The 13678-nt window shown below is 29.7% G+C and carries 16 protein-coding genes; 2 read left to right on the forward strand and 14 right to left on the reverse strand.

Annotated elements, in window-relative coordinates; translation table 11 throughout:
- The first annotated feature begins 193 nt into the window (after nt 1-193).
- On the forward strand, nt 194-787 hold the full coding sequence (locus VFM92_RS02305) for an AraC family transcriptional regulator (protein WP_325120579.1): 594 nt from the start codon (nt 194-196) through the stop codon (nt 785-787).
- 254 nt (nt 788-1041) lie between these two features.
- Here the strand turns inward: VFM92_RS02305 and VFM92_RS02310 are convergent, their stop codons facing one another.
- The 9 genes from VFM92_RS02310 to VFM92_RS02350 form a co-directional block, all read right to left on the reverse strand.
- Entirely contained in the window at nt 1042-2127 is a 1086-nt protein-coding gene (locus tag VFM92_RS02310; RefSeq protein ID WP_325120580.1) for an MraY family glycosyltransferase, read from the reverse strand.
- A gap of 141 nt (nt 2128-2268) precedes the next feature.
- Nucleotides 2269-2607 carry a type II toxin-antitoxin system RelE/ParE family toxin gene (locus VFM92_RS02315; protein WP_325120581.1) on the reverse strand — a complete coding sequence of 113 codons (339 nt, stop codon included), beginning with the start codon at nt 2605-2607 and terminating at the stop codon, nt 2269-2271.
- Nucleotides 2597-2803, reverse strand: coding sequence for a hypothetical protein (locus tag VFM92_RS02320; RefSeq protein WP_325120582.1), 207 nt, complete (start codon nt 2801-2803; stop codon nt 2597-2599). Before VFM92_RS02320 ends, VFM92_RS02315 begins: the two co-directional genes overlap by 11 nt.
- A gap of 50 nt (nt 2804-2853) precedes the next feature.
- Nucleotides 2854-3732 (reverse strand): polysaccharide deacetylase family protein, encoded by an 879-nt coding sequence (locus VFM92_RS02325; RefSeq protein ID WP_325120583.1) that lies wholly within the window; start codon nt 3730-3732, stop codon nt 2854-2856.
- A complete protein-coding gene (locus VFM92_RS02330) occupies nt 3732-4496 on the reverse strand; it encodes a methionyl-tRNA formyltransferase (protein WP_325120584.1) in 765 nt (254 codons plus the stop codon). Before VFM92_RS02330 ends, VFM92_RS02325 begins: the two co-directional genes overlap by 1 nt.
- Nucleotides 4493-5200 (reverse strand): WecB/TagA/CpsF family glycosyltransferase, encoded by a 708-nt coding sequence (locus VFM92_RS02335; protein ID WP_325120585.1) that lies wholly within the window; start codon nt 5198-5200, stop codon nt 4493-4495. Before VFM92_RS02335 ends, VFM92_RS02330 begins: the two co-directional genes overlap by 4 nt.
- A 573-nt stretch (nt 5201-5773) precedes the next feature.
- A complete protein-coding gene (locus tag VFM92_RS02340) occupies nt 5774-6136 on the reverse strand; it encodes a hypothetical protein (protein WP_325120586.1) in 363 nt (120 codons plus the stop codon).
- Nucleotides 6129-7229 (reverse strand): O-antigen ligase family protein, encoded by a 1101-nt coding sequence (locus VFM92_RS02345; RefSeq protein WP_325120587.1) that lies wholly within the window; start codon nt 7227-7229, stop codon nt 6129-6131. The genes VFM92_RS02340 and VFM92_RS02345 overlap by 8 nt, the downstream gene beginning before the upstream one ends.
- Nucleotides 7219-7782, reverse strand: a complete 564-nt coding sequence (locus tag VFM92_RS02350; RefSeq protein ID WP_325120588.1) for an O-antigen ligase family protein — start codon at nt 7780-7782, stop codon at nt 7219-7221. Before VFM92_RS02350 ends, VFM92_RS02345 begins: the two co-directional genes overlap by 11 nt.
- A 76-nt stretch (nt 7783-7858) precedes the next feature.
- Between VFM92_RS02350 and VFM92_RS02355 the strand changes: the two genes are divergently transcribed.
- Entirely contained in the window at nt 7859-8086 is a 228-nt protein-coding gene (locus VFM92_RS02355; protein WP_325120589.1) for a hypothetical protein, read from the forward strand.
- A gap of 234 nt (nt 8087-8320) precedes the next feature.
- Here VFM92_RS02355 and VFM92_RS02360 read toward each other — a convergent pair whose 3' ends face one another.
- From VFM92_RS02360 to VFM92_RS02380, 5 genes are all read right to left on the reverse strand, one after another.
- Entirely contained in the window at nt 8321-9580 is a 1260-nt protein-coding gene (locus VFM92_RS02360) for a lipopolysaccharide biosynthesis protein (RefSeq protein ID WP_325120590.1), read from the reverse strand.
- 293 nt (nt 9581-9873) lie between these two features.
- Nucleotides 9874-10830, reverse strand: coding sequence for a glycosyltransferase family 52 (locus VFM92_RS02365; protein ID WP_325120591.1), 957 nt, complete (start codon nt 10828-10830; stop codon nt 9874-9876).
- A gap of 183 nt (nt 10831-11013) precedes the next feature.
- Nucleotides 11014-12021 (reverse strand): pseudaminic acid synthase, encoded by a 1008-nt coding sequence (gene pseI, locus VFM92_RS02370; RefSeq protein ID WP_325120592.1) that lies wholly within the window; start codon nt 12019-12021, stop codon nt 11014-11016.
- Entirely contained in the window at nt 12014-13012 is a 999-nt protein-coding gene (locus VFM92_RS02375) for a hypothetical protein (RefSeq protein ID WP_325120593.1), read from the reverse strand. Before VFM92_RS02375 ends, pseI begins: the two co-directional genes overlap by 8 nt.
- A gap of 2 nt (nt 13013-13014) precedes the next feature.
- Nucleotides 13015-13677, reverse strand: a complete 663-nt coding sequence (locus tag VFM92_RS02380; protein ID WP_325120594.1) for a hypothetical protein — start codon at nt 13675-13677, stop codon at nt 13015-13017.
- Nucleotide 13678: the final 1 nt, after the last annotated feature.

Genomic DNA, 13678 nt, shown 5'->3' on the forward strand with positions numbered 1-13678 from the left:
CACAGAATTGATCTAAAAGGAGAGTCACTAAGAAAAGGAATTTTGAAGAATGAATAATTAATTTTTACTACTTTGCATCATCTTTTACAGTGGCACCATTTGACCGAAATCACTGGCATGGTCTGACCGAAATAGCCATCATTATGGATTTACAGATCGATTGACTGGAAATGAATCGGAAATCATTATTCAAATGAAAGAAGATTTCCCTGGTCCAGTATTTCTCAATCTACCAGAAATTCAGCCCATTAAACAGCTTATAGAAAATGCAAAGCTCGGAATCGTTTTTACAGGCGAAACAAAACAAAAAATCGGCAGTCAAATTGAGGTGCTAGTAGATAAACCTCCATTCGAAAGGTTGATGGGACTGATTCAGATATTAAAAGAGCTTTCCGAAGTCAAAGATTATTATTTACTCAACTCGGAGTCAGTATCCATAGAAGCAAAAGCAGTAGACCAGCAGCGTATTACACTGGTTTATGATTACGTGAGAAATCATTTTAAAAGAAATATTTCTTTGGAGGAAATTTCAGCCGAAGCTGCGATGACTGTTCCAGCATTTTGCCGCTATTTTAAAAGAATCTCTAATAAGACCTTCACCCATTTTGTAAATGAACATCGAGTGGTTCATGCTTCCAAGCTATTATCAGAGGGAAATTTAAACATTACGGATATCTGCTATGCCTGCGGCTTTAATAACATCTCCCATTTCAACAGACAATTCAAAGAGATCACTGGCAAAAGCCCATCAGATTATAGGAAGGTTATTAGGAGGGTGGTTAGATAAGTTGGCATGTTTTCAAGTTGACGTGTTGGCAAGTTCAGTTCTGTTAGGTCTTAGCAATTAGGTCAGTACCGCAGGTCAGACCGGAAAAATTTAAGTTGACAAGTTTTCATGTTGGCAGGTGTACAAGTTGATAAAGACACAGTTTTTTCTGCCCAATAACTTTTGTTGTTAATTATGAAGATTGAGGAAACAACTTAAAACTTAATACTTAAAACTATCTCACTACTCAATACCCACTACTCACTACTGCGAAGCTAGTCTCTTCTAAAACTTTTACTTATCGCTTTCTTTTTTCTTCTAATGTTGGCCTTCAAGATTTCATCTAACATAATGCTTAACAGCATACATAAACCTACAATGAAAGGTACTAAAATATTATCCCCAAGGAAATCTAAGGCTAAAGCCACGGATATAATTCCAATATTAGTCGCAATCATAATTAGGGTAGTACCAGAATGACTAAAGCCCAATCGCATTAAAATATGGTGCAAATGTGTTTTATCGGGCGAGAAGGGAGACTTCTTTTTCATAGCCCTGGAGATAAAAACCCTAAGTGTATCAAATAATGGAATAATAATAACTGAAATCCCAACTGCCACAGAGGATTTCAATTTAAAAGGAGTTTCTTCAGGCAAGTAGTGATTATAGTCAATAAATTTGATAGTAATTACGGCTAATGCAAAGCCAATTAAAAGTGCCCCCGTATCGCCCATAAAAATTCTTGACGGCTCCCAGTTAAAATTCAAAAAGGCTATTAAAGCACCAATAAAGCCAAAGCAAATCATAGAAAAATAGGTTTGCCCGACTAAAAAGAAATAAATTCCAAAAAAGAAAAAGGCAATAATTCCAATACTACTGGCTAAACCATCTAAGCCATCTATCAGATTGTAGGAATTGGTTATGACTATCAAAGTAAATAAGGTTATCACTACGCTTATGATATAAGGAACCTCTTGAATAGATAGCAGTCCGTAAAAAGAGGCTAGTGTAATATCCATTAAAAAAATGACCATGAAAGAAGCTAAAAACTGCGCACCAAGCTTTACAATCGGTCGCACTGGAACTAAATCATCTCGCAAGCCCACGATAAACATAATCCCCATAGCGCCATAAAAGAACTTAAAGCGCTGCAAGCCCACCAAAGGCATAAAAATTAGCAAGGCAATCATCACCCCAATAAAAATAGCTATACCTCCCATGCTTGGCGTGTCTCCAACGTGGATTTTTCTACCTCCTGGCTTATCCATAATATTTTTACGCTTAAAAAAGCCTATTACTAATGGCGTAAGCAGAAAGGTTAAAATAAATGAAGTAATTAAACTAGCTAGGGTTTGGGGCATGTTTAAAATTTGATAAATCTACAACTTTGGCTGTTTCCCAATCAATTTGACCTTCCGCTGCCAACAGATCAACAAATTTAAAGTCTTTTAGGGAATTATCTAATTTTTTGTTGGCGGGTTTTATTTAGAAACAAAACCTAATCAGCTTGATTCTCCAAAGTTTCTTTCAATGAGGGTTTTTATTTCTTGATCTGTAATATTACTTTTCTTACTTTTAATATAAATCGAAACCATATATACCTTTTCGCTTTCAATTTTAACAAGAGAAATAACTCTAGCCCCAGACCTTTTTCCCTTACCGATTGACCTGATTGCTAATCTAATTTTATAAATATTATTTCCTAGAGAAGTGCCTTTAGTTGGATTTTCAGATAGATCGTCAAAAAGTTCAATTAAATCAGATTTTATGGAAACATACTTCTTGGCGAGCTTTTTAACTTCTTTATCAAAATGTTCAGTTGTTTCAACTTTATAACTCATCCAGCAATTTTTGAGCAGAACGTGTTTTTAATTTTCCTTCTTCTATTTCTTTAGCGTCCTTGATTCCCTTTGAAATATTTGCCATTATAGCAAGATCATCATCACCTTCTTCCAAAACAATGAAATCAAAATTTTTGATTAGCTCTAAAAAGAATTGGACTTTATCATCTGCAATATTTAGTGTCAGCTGCTTCATCTCTAAAAATTTAAATTCCTTTTCTTAACAAAAAGAAATTGCTCAAGGTTCTATTCAGGTTTTACAGTCTGTTTAAAATTTGATAAATCCACAATTTTAGCTTTATCCCAATCAATTTGGTCATCAGCCGTTAACAGATCTACAAATTTAAAGTCTTTTATCAAATTATCTAATTTTTTGAACGCACCTTTTAAACCTACATAAGATTTAAATTTTCTAATAGCGCTTAATTCGGGGATAATAGGCTGGTCTGGATCAAAATCCCTTGGATGGAAATAGGTCATATTATATTTCCCTGAAGAAAATAATTTCTTAATTAATGGGTAGGGCAAAATCCTAAAGTATCCACCTCCAGAAAATATTAACTTTTGACCTAAAGCGGCATGGTAATTAATTGGGAATTCTTTTAATTCAATTCCATTATATTTTAATAAAAAGGGTTGAGGGGTATCAAGTATAGGTAATCCTCCATGGGAACGAGCAGCTGGAAAAACAGAGGCATCATGTGTAATACCATGTTTAGCTAAAATCTCAAATGACCACAGAGCATTTTCTGTTATTGAAAAACCAGGTGCCCTATAAGAGGTTACTTTTTCACCAATTGCTTGTTCAAGCTGATCTAAAGAAATTCTTAAATCTTCTTCAAATTTTTCCGGGGACAATTCATATACCAGAGGATGAAGATTAGAATGAGACCCTATATGATAACCTCTTTTTGCAATTTCTTTAATAACATCGGGATACTTTTCAGCCACCCATCCCAAACAAAAGAATGTTGCTTTCACATTATTATCTTCCAATAAAGCAAAAAGACGATCCATATTCTGATGTATTCTTTCAGGATATTGATGCCAATCCTTTTCGGTTTTGGTAGACTCGTTGTCGAGTATGTGAAACCATTCTTCTATATCGAAAGTAAGGATGTTCATTAATAGAATTTTTTACCAACCCTTTTGAATTCTTTCACATCTTGTTTGGTAGGAAAAGAATAATAAGTCATTTCTTCTTGAGGATTTGGAATCAAATTTACTGAATTATTTTTAATGTTAACTAATGCTTCAACGATGGCATCCATTCCTAATTGCTTAGTATGCTTAATCAATTCTTTTTGAGTCATATCATCAATCAATACTTCTTTTTGAATAATTATTGGCCCACTATCGATCCCTTCATCAACATAAAAAACCGAAACCCCTGTTTTTTCTTCATTATTTTTCAATACCCAAAAAGATGGCATTAATCCTCTGTATTTAGGCAACAAAGCAGTATGAAGATTTATACATCCCTTAGGAGCAAGTTCTATTAGTGGTTTTTTAAATATTTGGTTCCCTGCAATTGATACTAAAACCTCAGGCTGGTAGTTCTCTATCACTTCTAGTGAATCAGGGTGATTAATTCGTTTTTCTAATTCAACAATTGGAATACCATGTTTTGCTAGTATATTACGTAATTTAGTATCCGCATTAAATTTATTTTTTACAAAAGAAAAGCCGTAGTTTATCACAAATGATGTCCCAAATATCTTCCAGGTTTTCTTTAGTTTGTTAATAAAGCTTTCTTTTTTACCAAAAGGAGACACATCAAACAACACACAAGCAGAAACTTCAATATCATCCGGCAACTGATTTAGTAAATAATCTATGTTTTTAGCGAGATAAAAAGGGTCGTCCTGGGTTATAATTACGGTTTTCATTTTGCAGTCTTAAATCGTATATAATCTTTTAAAAAATAGAATAAAAATAAAGGATAATATTTTAGCCTAGAGTACAATCTTTCTTTTATTAATCGGTAAGGCATTCTTAAATTAAACTTATCAATCCATTTTGGATAGTAATCTATTTTACTTTGTGTTTGGTGGAAAAAGCCACCACATGTAAAACATGTTATGTTTTTCAAGTTTTTTTCTCTAAACTTTATTAAAAACTCCTCCTGTCTTGGAGAGCCCATTCCTACAACCAAATAATCTGGAGCAGAATTTTGTATTTCAGTAATAATATCTTCACAATTATCAACATCGAAATAACCGTCTCTAAATCCTTTGATATTTAAATTAAATTCACTCTGTATTAGTTTGACGAAATTACTAATTTCTTCCTTCTTACTTCCTAGAAAGTAAATTGATTTATTTTCGTTTCGAACATGATCAAATAGCTTTGGCGCTAAGGAAGTCATATCAAAACTAATTCTATTCACATCTACAACATTGAATAGCTTCAATAATTTTACAAGCAAAAGACCATCAATGTAGATACAATCAAATTTCTCAAAATCAATATTAGAATTTCTAACTATAACATAAGAAACCGGATTAAGAAAGGTTACGACATTTGCTTCCTTATCGTAAAATCCAATGTTTTTTTCACCATTGTTTCTTATTGCACATAAAATATTATTCACTTATATATTAATTAAGAATTGAAATTTAAACTGGATTAAACACCACTTAATGAGGTTTAATAACTGTTTTAAAAGATAATCGACTATAATCTCGTAAATTTATAGCAAAAGATGTGAAAAAAGTCCACAAAACAATTCCTTTCTGAACACTGAGCATGTTCTCTACCAAAAATACTATGGAGAAAAATATCACCATATGCTTAAAAACTTCGCTATATTCTTTAAACACCTTAAAGGTGAATAGAAGGTAATACAACAAAATTACAAGGCCTACAAGTCCAAAAAATTAGCATTGTTTGCAAATACTGATTATGAGAACTGTAATTCTGACTTACTCCGTATTCAAAACCTGTCGTTCTATAACAAGAATTCAGACGTTCAGTCGTATTGTTTACATTTCCCCCTAAGACTGGCATTTCACTGAACTCATTTAAAGCACATTCCCACATTATCAATCTAATTTTTATCCCCCCCCATATGTAATCTTTGAATAATCTTTTTCATACAAGTTATATGACAGTTCTTTAAAACGCCAATTTATAACACTTACATTTTGGTAAATAAAGAAACTAACTAATAAAAAAGTAAAGAATCCGATAACAATTTTGAAAAATTATCTATTTCATTTCTTTTTGCTCCTAATAGAAAAACCCTTTTGTTTTCTGTACTAGAGATCTCAAAAACTGAAGGTGCAATAGAAGTCATGTCAAACGTTGCCCTAACAACATTTTTTTTAATAAATAATTTAACAAAAAACAGCAAAAAAATACCATCAATTAATATCCTGTCTATAGAACTTATATTAAACTTATTTTTTAATATTTGATAAGAAACAGCATTTATATAAATGACAGTTTTATCATTTTGAAATATTTCATTAATTGTATTTACTGATGTTAAGCTTTTATTTTTTATTGTAGATATATAATTATTCATTTTTTAATAGTCCTATTGTTAACATATATGAATAAAAAGTTACTCCATGCTGTCTGGCTAAATACACTTCAATTATGAATTCAATTGCAAATATAAGCAGAATAATAAAGTAAAACTTTTTATGATGCTTTATCGCAAAGTTTAAAGAGATTGCTAATAAAATTAAGAATAGAAGCAAACCGAATATCCCATGTGTTAATATTATTTCTAAATATTGATTGTGCGTATTGTAATTTAAGTAATATTCAAGCCATGATTTATCTCTATATTCATTTAGCTTAGTAAGACCATCACCAGTGCCCACCCCAAAATAGATATTATCTTTAATTGCTAGTAAACTATGTTCCCAGTTTCTCTTTCTTATATAATCAGAATCATGTATAAGTTTTAAAAATCTATTTTTAGTATCTTCATGATAATTAATCAGAATGAATGTTGATATAAAAATTGATGAAGCTAGAATAATAAATTTCATCAAATTTAATTCTCTGTATATTAAAAGCATTGATACTAATAAAAATATTAATATTGGCGCCTTGGCGGGGGTACTTAAAATAAAAATTAGTAATAAAAAATGGATACTAATTTTTTGTTTGATTTTACTTTGAATCATATAGTTGATAATCAAAGCCCCGCAATAATACATTCCCAGATAGCTTCTGGGTATATTTGTAATATCAGTATCAAAAATTACATTCGACATAAAATTCAATAGCCCCAGCAGTAAAATTACACCTATTAATAGGTTTAAAAATTTAATTAAAAAGTTGGGTCTTTGAGAATTAACGACAATTAAAATCAATGGAACAAACAAAAGAGGTAACCTTTTTACCATAATATCTGCGATTTGGTCAATGTTTTCGGAATAAAATGAACCGTAAAAATAAATGAAGAAAACACCTGCTGTTGGTGCTAAGATCTCTAAACTTTTTATAGTAATAACTTTTTTCTTGTAGCTCCAAGCGTAAATTATGGATAAGGCCGAGCAAGCAATAAGTGAGATTGAATTTATAATAGGTAAGAATATCAGTCCGATAATTGATAAATAAACAATAAATTGAATTATATCATGTAATAATCTTTCAATTTTCATTTAACTTAATTTTAAAGAAATAAATTGCTAATAAGATAAAAATAAGTTGATATAACATGTTATGATAAAAACTTACTAAATAAATTAATCCAATCATGAAAGTAGCTTTATTCTTTGAAAATATTATTAACAGGAATGTTAAAAACATTAAAGTTGGAATAATCCCAAAGTCAAATAAAAATCTAATAAAATCATTGTGCGTTTGTAGATCAGACTTAAAATTAGCTTTAATCATATTTCTAGAGGCTTCATTTCCTGCCCCCAATAATTTTTCATTAGTAGTTAATTCTGAAAATTTCTCTAGCGTTTTATTAAATAATGCATATCTTAATCCAAAAGATGCATCTCTCCCTGATTCATATCTTACCTCAACCAAACTTGGGTAGTTTTTAATTATACTATTGTAAACAGGATATGTGAGGTTTAGAAGTGTCATGTAAATTAACAGAACAACTAATCTAATTAATCTATTTTTTTTTGCAAAAAATAAAAAGAATGGTAAAAACAAGTAAAATGCTATGTTTAGACGTGTAACTGTTGGTAATATCAGCACTAAACCTATTGTATATAAAATTACTCGATATAGTTTTTTCTTTATAAGTAGTATATTAATTGTAACAATTAATATAATGAACATTGAAAACGTGGTCGAACTTCCTGTAAAACCAGAAAATCTGCCTTCAAGAGCAAATGAAGTTGAAAAAAAAGAATATATTATTGCTAACAGAATGTATAAAACAAATACAATTAAACAGTATTTGGAAATTTTCTTTATCTGCCCGTCAAACTTTAATAAAGTACATGAACTGACTACAAAAAAATATAGTATTGGCATTGAATTCGATGCGCTCGTATAATTGATAATTGAAAATAGTAACAATAAAATACTCAACATTATTATAGAGACTTCAGATGTTGAGTATCTTTTCCTTATTACTTGAGTTGGAATAACTATAAAACTGAAAATTGATATCAAAGAGAAATAGAAAACATTAAATTTAAATCCAATACCAAAAGGTAAAAGCAATCCTAAGATAATCGGGAATACGAGTACAGAAATAGGAAAGATCAAATTCGATTGAAACTTAAGATTAATTTTCATTAATATCTTTTTTAATTCTTTTATGATGTATGTGTAAGTACGTTTTAATTAAAAATAGAGCCATGAATCCAGCTGATGTACTTATTGCTGCTCCTATAACACCATATTTGGGCACTAAAATGAAATTTAGTGTTAGATTAATTACCAAGGATAAAATCGAACTATATAAGAGTAGCTTTTCTTTTCCTCTAATATACATCATATGATGAGGGTAATATGATAGCATAAAAAAGAAAGTACCGATTAGTAAAACATTTAAAACATTAATATTATTTAATAATTCTTGCTTTCCTATTAGTTCTAGTAGAAATGGAGAGAAAAAATATAGCAAGACACATAATACGGTTGAAAGAAAAAGGATTTCACGGAGTAATTTTTCACTAAGTTTTTTGAAGTTTGCCTCTTCGTTTAATTTATTTGCACGTATTAGTTTAGGATAAATTACAATTATCGTGACTGTGTGAATTGTTACAAAAACCAAGTTTGAAAGACTACTGAAGAAAGTAAAAATACCTACATTCTCTTTTGTTGTGTAAAAATCTAAAAAATATCTAGAAGAGAATTCTATTACTTTGAAAATCAAAGTTGAAGCGAAGAAGATAATTGAAATTTTTAATCCGCTTATTATATTATCAAAGACCTTTTTACTTAGACTTAAGGTAATCAGGTGGTTTTTCAAAAAATAAATCAGAATTAATATGAACGATATTGTTTCAAAGTAAAGCCAATAATTTATTATCACGGTGAGCGATATTGAAAATTCGAAAATCTTCAATTCTGTTAGTAATAATATAATTAAGCACCATAATCCCATTCTAACAAATTGAAGAATGTTAGCGAAAAGTGGTTTAGAAAATGCTATTAATAAACGATATCCTTCTAAACTTAGATGTTCTAAAATTAATATTAGGTAAAATATTAGAATCAAATTTGTTGGAATAATCTCTTTTAACAGGAAATATGAGGCCGGGATAAATATTAAATGTATAATTATGTGTAGTAAAAACTGTTCTCCAAGCAATCTCCTTTGTAAGGATTTTTTCTCTGAAACTACCTCCCTTATATTATATTGATAATAATCTAACCCTATAAATATAGCCGAAATAGTGACAGTTGTATAAAAAATTGAGTAAACCCCGTAATCTTCAAGGGATAAAGCTTTAAGAATGAGTAAATTAAAAATGAACCTTATACCAATGGTTAAGCTTCTTGTAGTTAATATAGAGAGTTTATAAAAAAAGCCTTTCAAAAAATATTATTTAAATGCTGAAAAAGAGAAATTCTTTAATTCAAAAAAAAGAAAATTAGAACTAATTTTCTCATTAATTATATTTTAAAATTAATTCATCAAATACTTATAGGTAGAATGCGCAAATAGATATTTCTTTTTAAAATCTCCCTATTTAGTTTTGATGTAGTTCTATTTAATGAGATTCTATTATTTATTGACGATTTATTTATTATTAAAATTTGATACAGATTTTAAAATAAAAAATCATACTAAATTTATTTGGAAGCAAATGTAATTAAAAGACTTATTATTTAAACTATAGCTTCTGACCTGATGTTCATTTTTTTAAAGATAGTATTAATTTTTGCATATGGGTTAGTCAAATATATAACCTCAACTCCTGGGATATTCATCATGGTTAATAAAGTAGAACTACCAAAAGCAAATAATTTGACATTACTTGTATTATACTTTAATAACTTTAAAATCCATTCTTCGGCAATCATATTAGTATCAATAATTTTTGACTGATTAATTTTATAATTATTCATCAAGGTATCCTTGGGATGTGGTAGAAGATAATCAATCTTATATTTTTCTATGACATTGTTAAATAAACCAACAGAAATCTGCTTTGAAAGTCTTCCAATATCATAATAAGGAGTAGTCAATAAAATATTAATAGTATTATTGTTACTTGGTTTGTTTAGGGAATTACTTAGATCCAATAGTGAAACAAATGTACTGTTCGGAAAAATATTGAAATCAGGAGGAAATATTGTGAAATGGCAACTAATGAAGGTTTTAAGATTTTTATATAATAAATTTTTATTAAAAACTTTAAAAATAAAACTAGATATCCAATGTTCCTTAATTACGTCAAAATATCCTCCAACATTCAAATTTCCAATTCCGTCATCATAGGAATATATTTCACCATACTTCTTAGTATAGTTAATAGTGGACAATAATAATACTCTGTTAAATGCGGTTTTTAATTGACCAATATAAATAGACTTAAACTTTTTCTTTCTAAGCGTGAGTAACAATTTGAAAAGCTGAATTAAACCAGCAGAAGAATTTAAGTCAATTAATATTGAATTTTCAAAGAAGAGATTTATTTTATTGAAATAATTTAAATCTTTCTTATTTATATTTTTAGTAAGATACACTAAAAAAACACCTGTTTTAGGCTTAGATTCCTTTAAAATTGATTTAATTATTAAGCAGTGTAAAGGAGTGTTTGCAATAATAAGAGACTTATACATATGCGAATTTTCAAGTAGTTACGTAGATAAAAATATCATTTTAGATTTACATTTTTTGAACAGAAAGAGTAGTTAAAATTTCTTTTGAAAGAAAAATATTTTATCAATTATAAACACTAAGCAAAGTCAAAAATACTTTAATCAAAAATAATAAACACTCCTCTCAACCTAAAAAACCTTGAATTAATACAAATGTAATGGTGTGCCTTTTTTAGCATTTGAGTTAGCTATTTTTCCAATTATATCATTTAAATATTTCGGATGCATACCATGCCCAGGTCTAACACTTCTCACATGTTCTTCAGTTATAACTTCACCTTTTTTAATATCTTTTGCCACAAATAAAGATCGTCTCCTTAACTTACTCTTTTCACTAACCTCATAACTAACTTTTCCCAAAGCTTCTTCTGCTTCCCTTACTCCTTGTACCATATCAGCAAATTCATTTGGCTCCATGGAGAAAGCAGAATCAGGACCACCCAAAGATCGGTCTAGAATAAAATGTTTTTCTACAACCGTTGCACCTAATGCAACTGAAACAATCGGAATGGTGCTTCCCATGGTATGATCTGAAACCCCTACTTTAACATTAAAAGTCTCTTTTAGATTTGGAATAGTTAGCAAATTAGCCATATCAAAAGGTGCAGGATATTCGGAAGTACATTTTAATAGTGTAATATCATTATTTCCAACTTTCCTACAGCTATGCACGGCCAGTTCAATATCTGCTAATTCTGCAACTCCTGTAGAAATTATAATTGGTTTCCCTTTGGAGGCCGTGTATTCTATTAATGGAATATCAGTAATTTCTAAAGAAGCTATTTTATATCTAGGTACACCAACTTCGTTTTCAAGAAAGTCAACCCCGTGTAAATCGAAAGGGGAGCTAAAAAATTCCATGCCTAAGTCATTAGCTACCTTTTTAAGTTTTGGTTGCCATTCATAAGGCATTGCAGCCTCTTCAAACAGTTCATAAGGTCTTCTACCTTTCCATAATCCTTCCTTTCTAGGTCCGAAATACTCATTATCGACATCTAATGTAAGCGAATCAGGAGTGTAAGTTTGTACTTTAACAGCGTCTGCTCCTGAGGAAGCCATGGCCTCAATAGTTTTTACTGCTAAGTTATAATCATTATTATGATTAGCTGAAAGTTCAGCTATAATATAAACTTTATTATTCTTGTTATCCATTTTCTAATATCTTTACTATTCGATCTACTCCTTTAAAATCAAGAGTACTTTTAGCTAACTTACTTAATTTTTTTCTTTTGTTCGGATTGTTGATTAGCTCATTTAACTCAGAATTCAATTTTGTCTCAGTTAAATCATCTATTAGCCCTAGGCTAATTAATGCGTCTGTGTTTTTTGCCAAATATTGAACGGCCTCTGCATTAGCCTTTTGATGTCCATAAGACAATATAGGCATTCCCAAAGCCATAAATTCATACGTGCTTACCCCAAAAGCTGAGATCAGCAAATCATTTTTCAATATGTCTTGATGATTAAACTCATTGTATAAAAAATTTGTATATTTTGTATTATATTTTTTTAAATCTATTAGGTATTTATAGTCATTTCCATAAAAAAAATTAAAAGAAATATTTTTATAATCTTTTTTATCAAGCATTCCTTGAATGATCTTCAAGGTGTTCTTAGGGTCAGTTCCCCCTGCAATAATCCCTATATTTTTAACTTCATTTATGCTTTCTTTTTTTTTAAGTGAAGTTACTTTATTATGAAAAGTAAAATATTCTAGACCTTGATAAACTCGAGTACTAGGCTTGAAATCACTAAAGAATGGCTTTTTTTGATTTATAGAAGGTAATATAAACAAATCTGCTAGATATTTCGAATTACTAATATTTTGATAAAAAGCTATTTTAGCATATTTCTTAATTTGACTAATAAATTCCTTATCAAATTCAATAATTCCATCTACATAAAATAAATCAATTAAATATTGCTTTATGATTAACAGTTCATTGATTTGCTTAAGAGAATTTAATTCAAAAGTTTGAAAAGTAAAGCCCTTAGACTTTTCAAGATCCCAAAAATCTGAAGGGTTATGTGCAAAAAGAATTTTATGACCTTTTTCTGAAAGCTTATTTGCTAAGGCAACAGACCTATAATAATGTCCTAATCCAACCTCTCCACCCGCATCAACTCTAAATAAAATATTCATTACTATTCTACACTTCCAATTTGCCTTGCGGGATTACCTACCATTTTTGCATAATCTGGTACATCTTTCAGGACTACTGACCCTATACCTGTTATGGACCATTTACCTAGTTTTACAAATTCTAAAGTAGTTGCATTAGTCCCTAAATATGCTCCTTCTTCCAAATGTACATCTGCTCCAATACATGCATTATTAGCAATATAGCAGTAGTCATCTAGAACAGCCCCATGGCCTATTAATGACTGAGCATATATTTGGACATGATTTCCAATTTTAGTGTTAGGGCCAACAGAAACAAATGGCTGGATGCAAGTGCCATTTCCTATTTGTGCAAATTTAGATACTACTGCAGTGGGATGAATTATTGTAGCAAATCTATTCTTTGGAATTTCTAAATCAGTTAATTTATTTAAAAATTTGAAGTTCATTTTTACCGAAATTAAGGTGTAAAAAAAATAAACATCAGGGTCTATTAAATACTTATTAATAGTCTTTTTATCAATTTTACCCAAAACAGGTGATCCATTAATGGGTTGAGTTTCCCTGTCATTTAAAAACCCTATTAAATCCCATTCTTGATTTACAGCATTTATATCTTCAACAGTCGATTGAACGACAGTTCCATTACCATATCCGCCTATTATAATTAGTTTTTTAATTGCCATA

It is taken from the genome of Marivirga sp., from assembly GCF_035704835.1.
Taxonomy (GTDB): Bacteria; Bacteroidota; Bacteroidia; order Cytophagales; family Cyclobacteriaceae; genus Marivirga.

Excerpts from the sequence above, each read along its gene's own strand:
- VFM92_RS02315 (WP_325120581.1), bottom strand. The coding sequence starts at position 2,607 with ATGAGTTATAAAGTTGAAACAACTGAACATTTTGATAAAGAAGTTAAA.
- VFM92_RS02330 (WP_325120584.1), bottom strand. The coding sequence starts at position 4,496 with ATGAAAACCGTAATTATAACCCAGGACGACCCTTTTTATCTCGCTAAA.
- VFM92_RS02320 (WP_325120582.1), bottom strand. The coding sequence starts at position 2,803 with ATGAAGCAGCTGACACTAAATATTGCAGATGATAAAGTCCAATTCTTT.
- VFM92_RS02380 (WP_325120594.1), bottom strand. The coding sequence starts at position 13,677 with ATGGCAATTAAAAAACTAATTATAATAGGCGGATATGGTAATGGAACT.
- VFM92_RS02365 (WP_325120591.1), bottom strand. The coding sequence starts at position 10,830 with ATGTATAAGTCTCTTATTATTGCAAACACTCCTTTACACTGCTTAATA.
- VFM92_RS02375 (WP_325120593.1), bottom strand. The coding sequence starts at position 13,012 with ATGAATATTTTATTTAGAGTTGATGCGGGTGGAGAGGTTGGATTAGGA.
- VFM92_RS02305 (WP_325120579.1), top strand. The coding sequence starts at position 194 with ATGAAAGAAGATTTCCCTGGTCCAGTATTTCTCAATCTACCAGAAATT.
- VFM92_RS02355 (WP_325120589.1), top strand. The coding sequence starts at position 7,859 with ATGAACATTGAAAACGTGGTCGAACTTCCTGTAAAACCAGAAAATCTG.
- VFM92_RS02310 (WP_325120580.1), bottom strand. The coding sequence starts at position 2,127 with ATGCCCCAAACCCTAGCTAGTTTAATTACTTCATTTATTTTAACCTTT.
- VFM92_RS02345 (WP_325120587.1), bottom strand. The coding sequence starts at position 7,229 with ATGAAAATTGAAAGATTATTACATGATATAATTCAATTTATTGTTTAT.
- VFM92_RS02325 (WP_325120583.1), bottom strand. The coding sequence starts at position 3,732 with ATGAACATCCTTACTTTCGATATAGAAGAATGGTTTCACATACTCGAC.
- VFM92_RS02340 (WP_325120586.1), bottom strand. The coding sequence starts at position 6,136 with ATGAATAATTATATATCTACAATAAAAAATAAAAGCTTAACATCAGTA.
- pseI (WP_325120592.1), bottom strand. The coding sequence starts at position 12,021 with ATGGATAACAAGAATAATAAAGTTTATATTATAGCTGAACTTTCAGCT.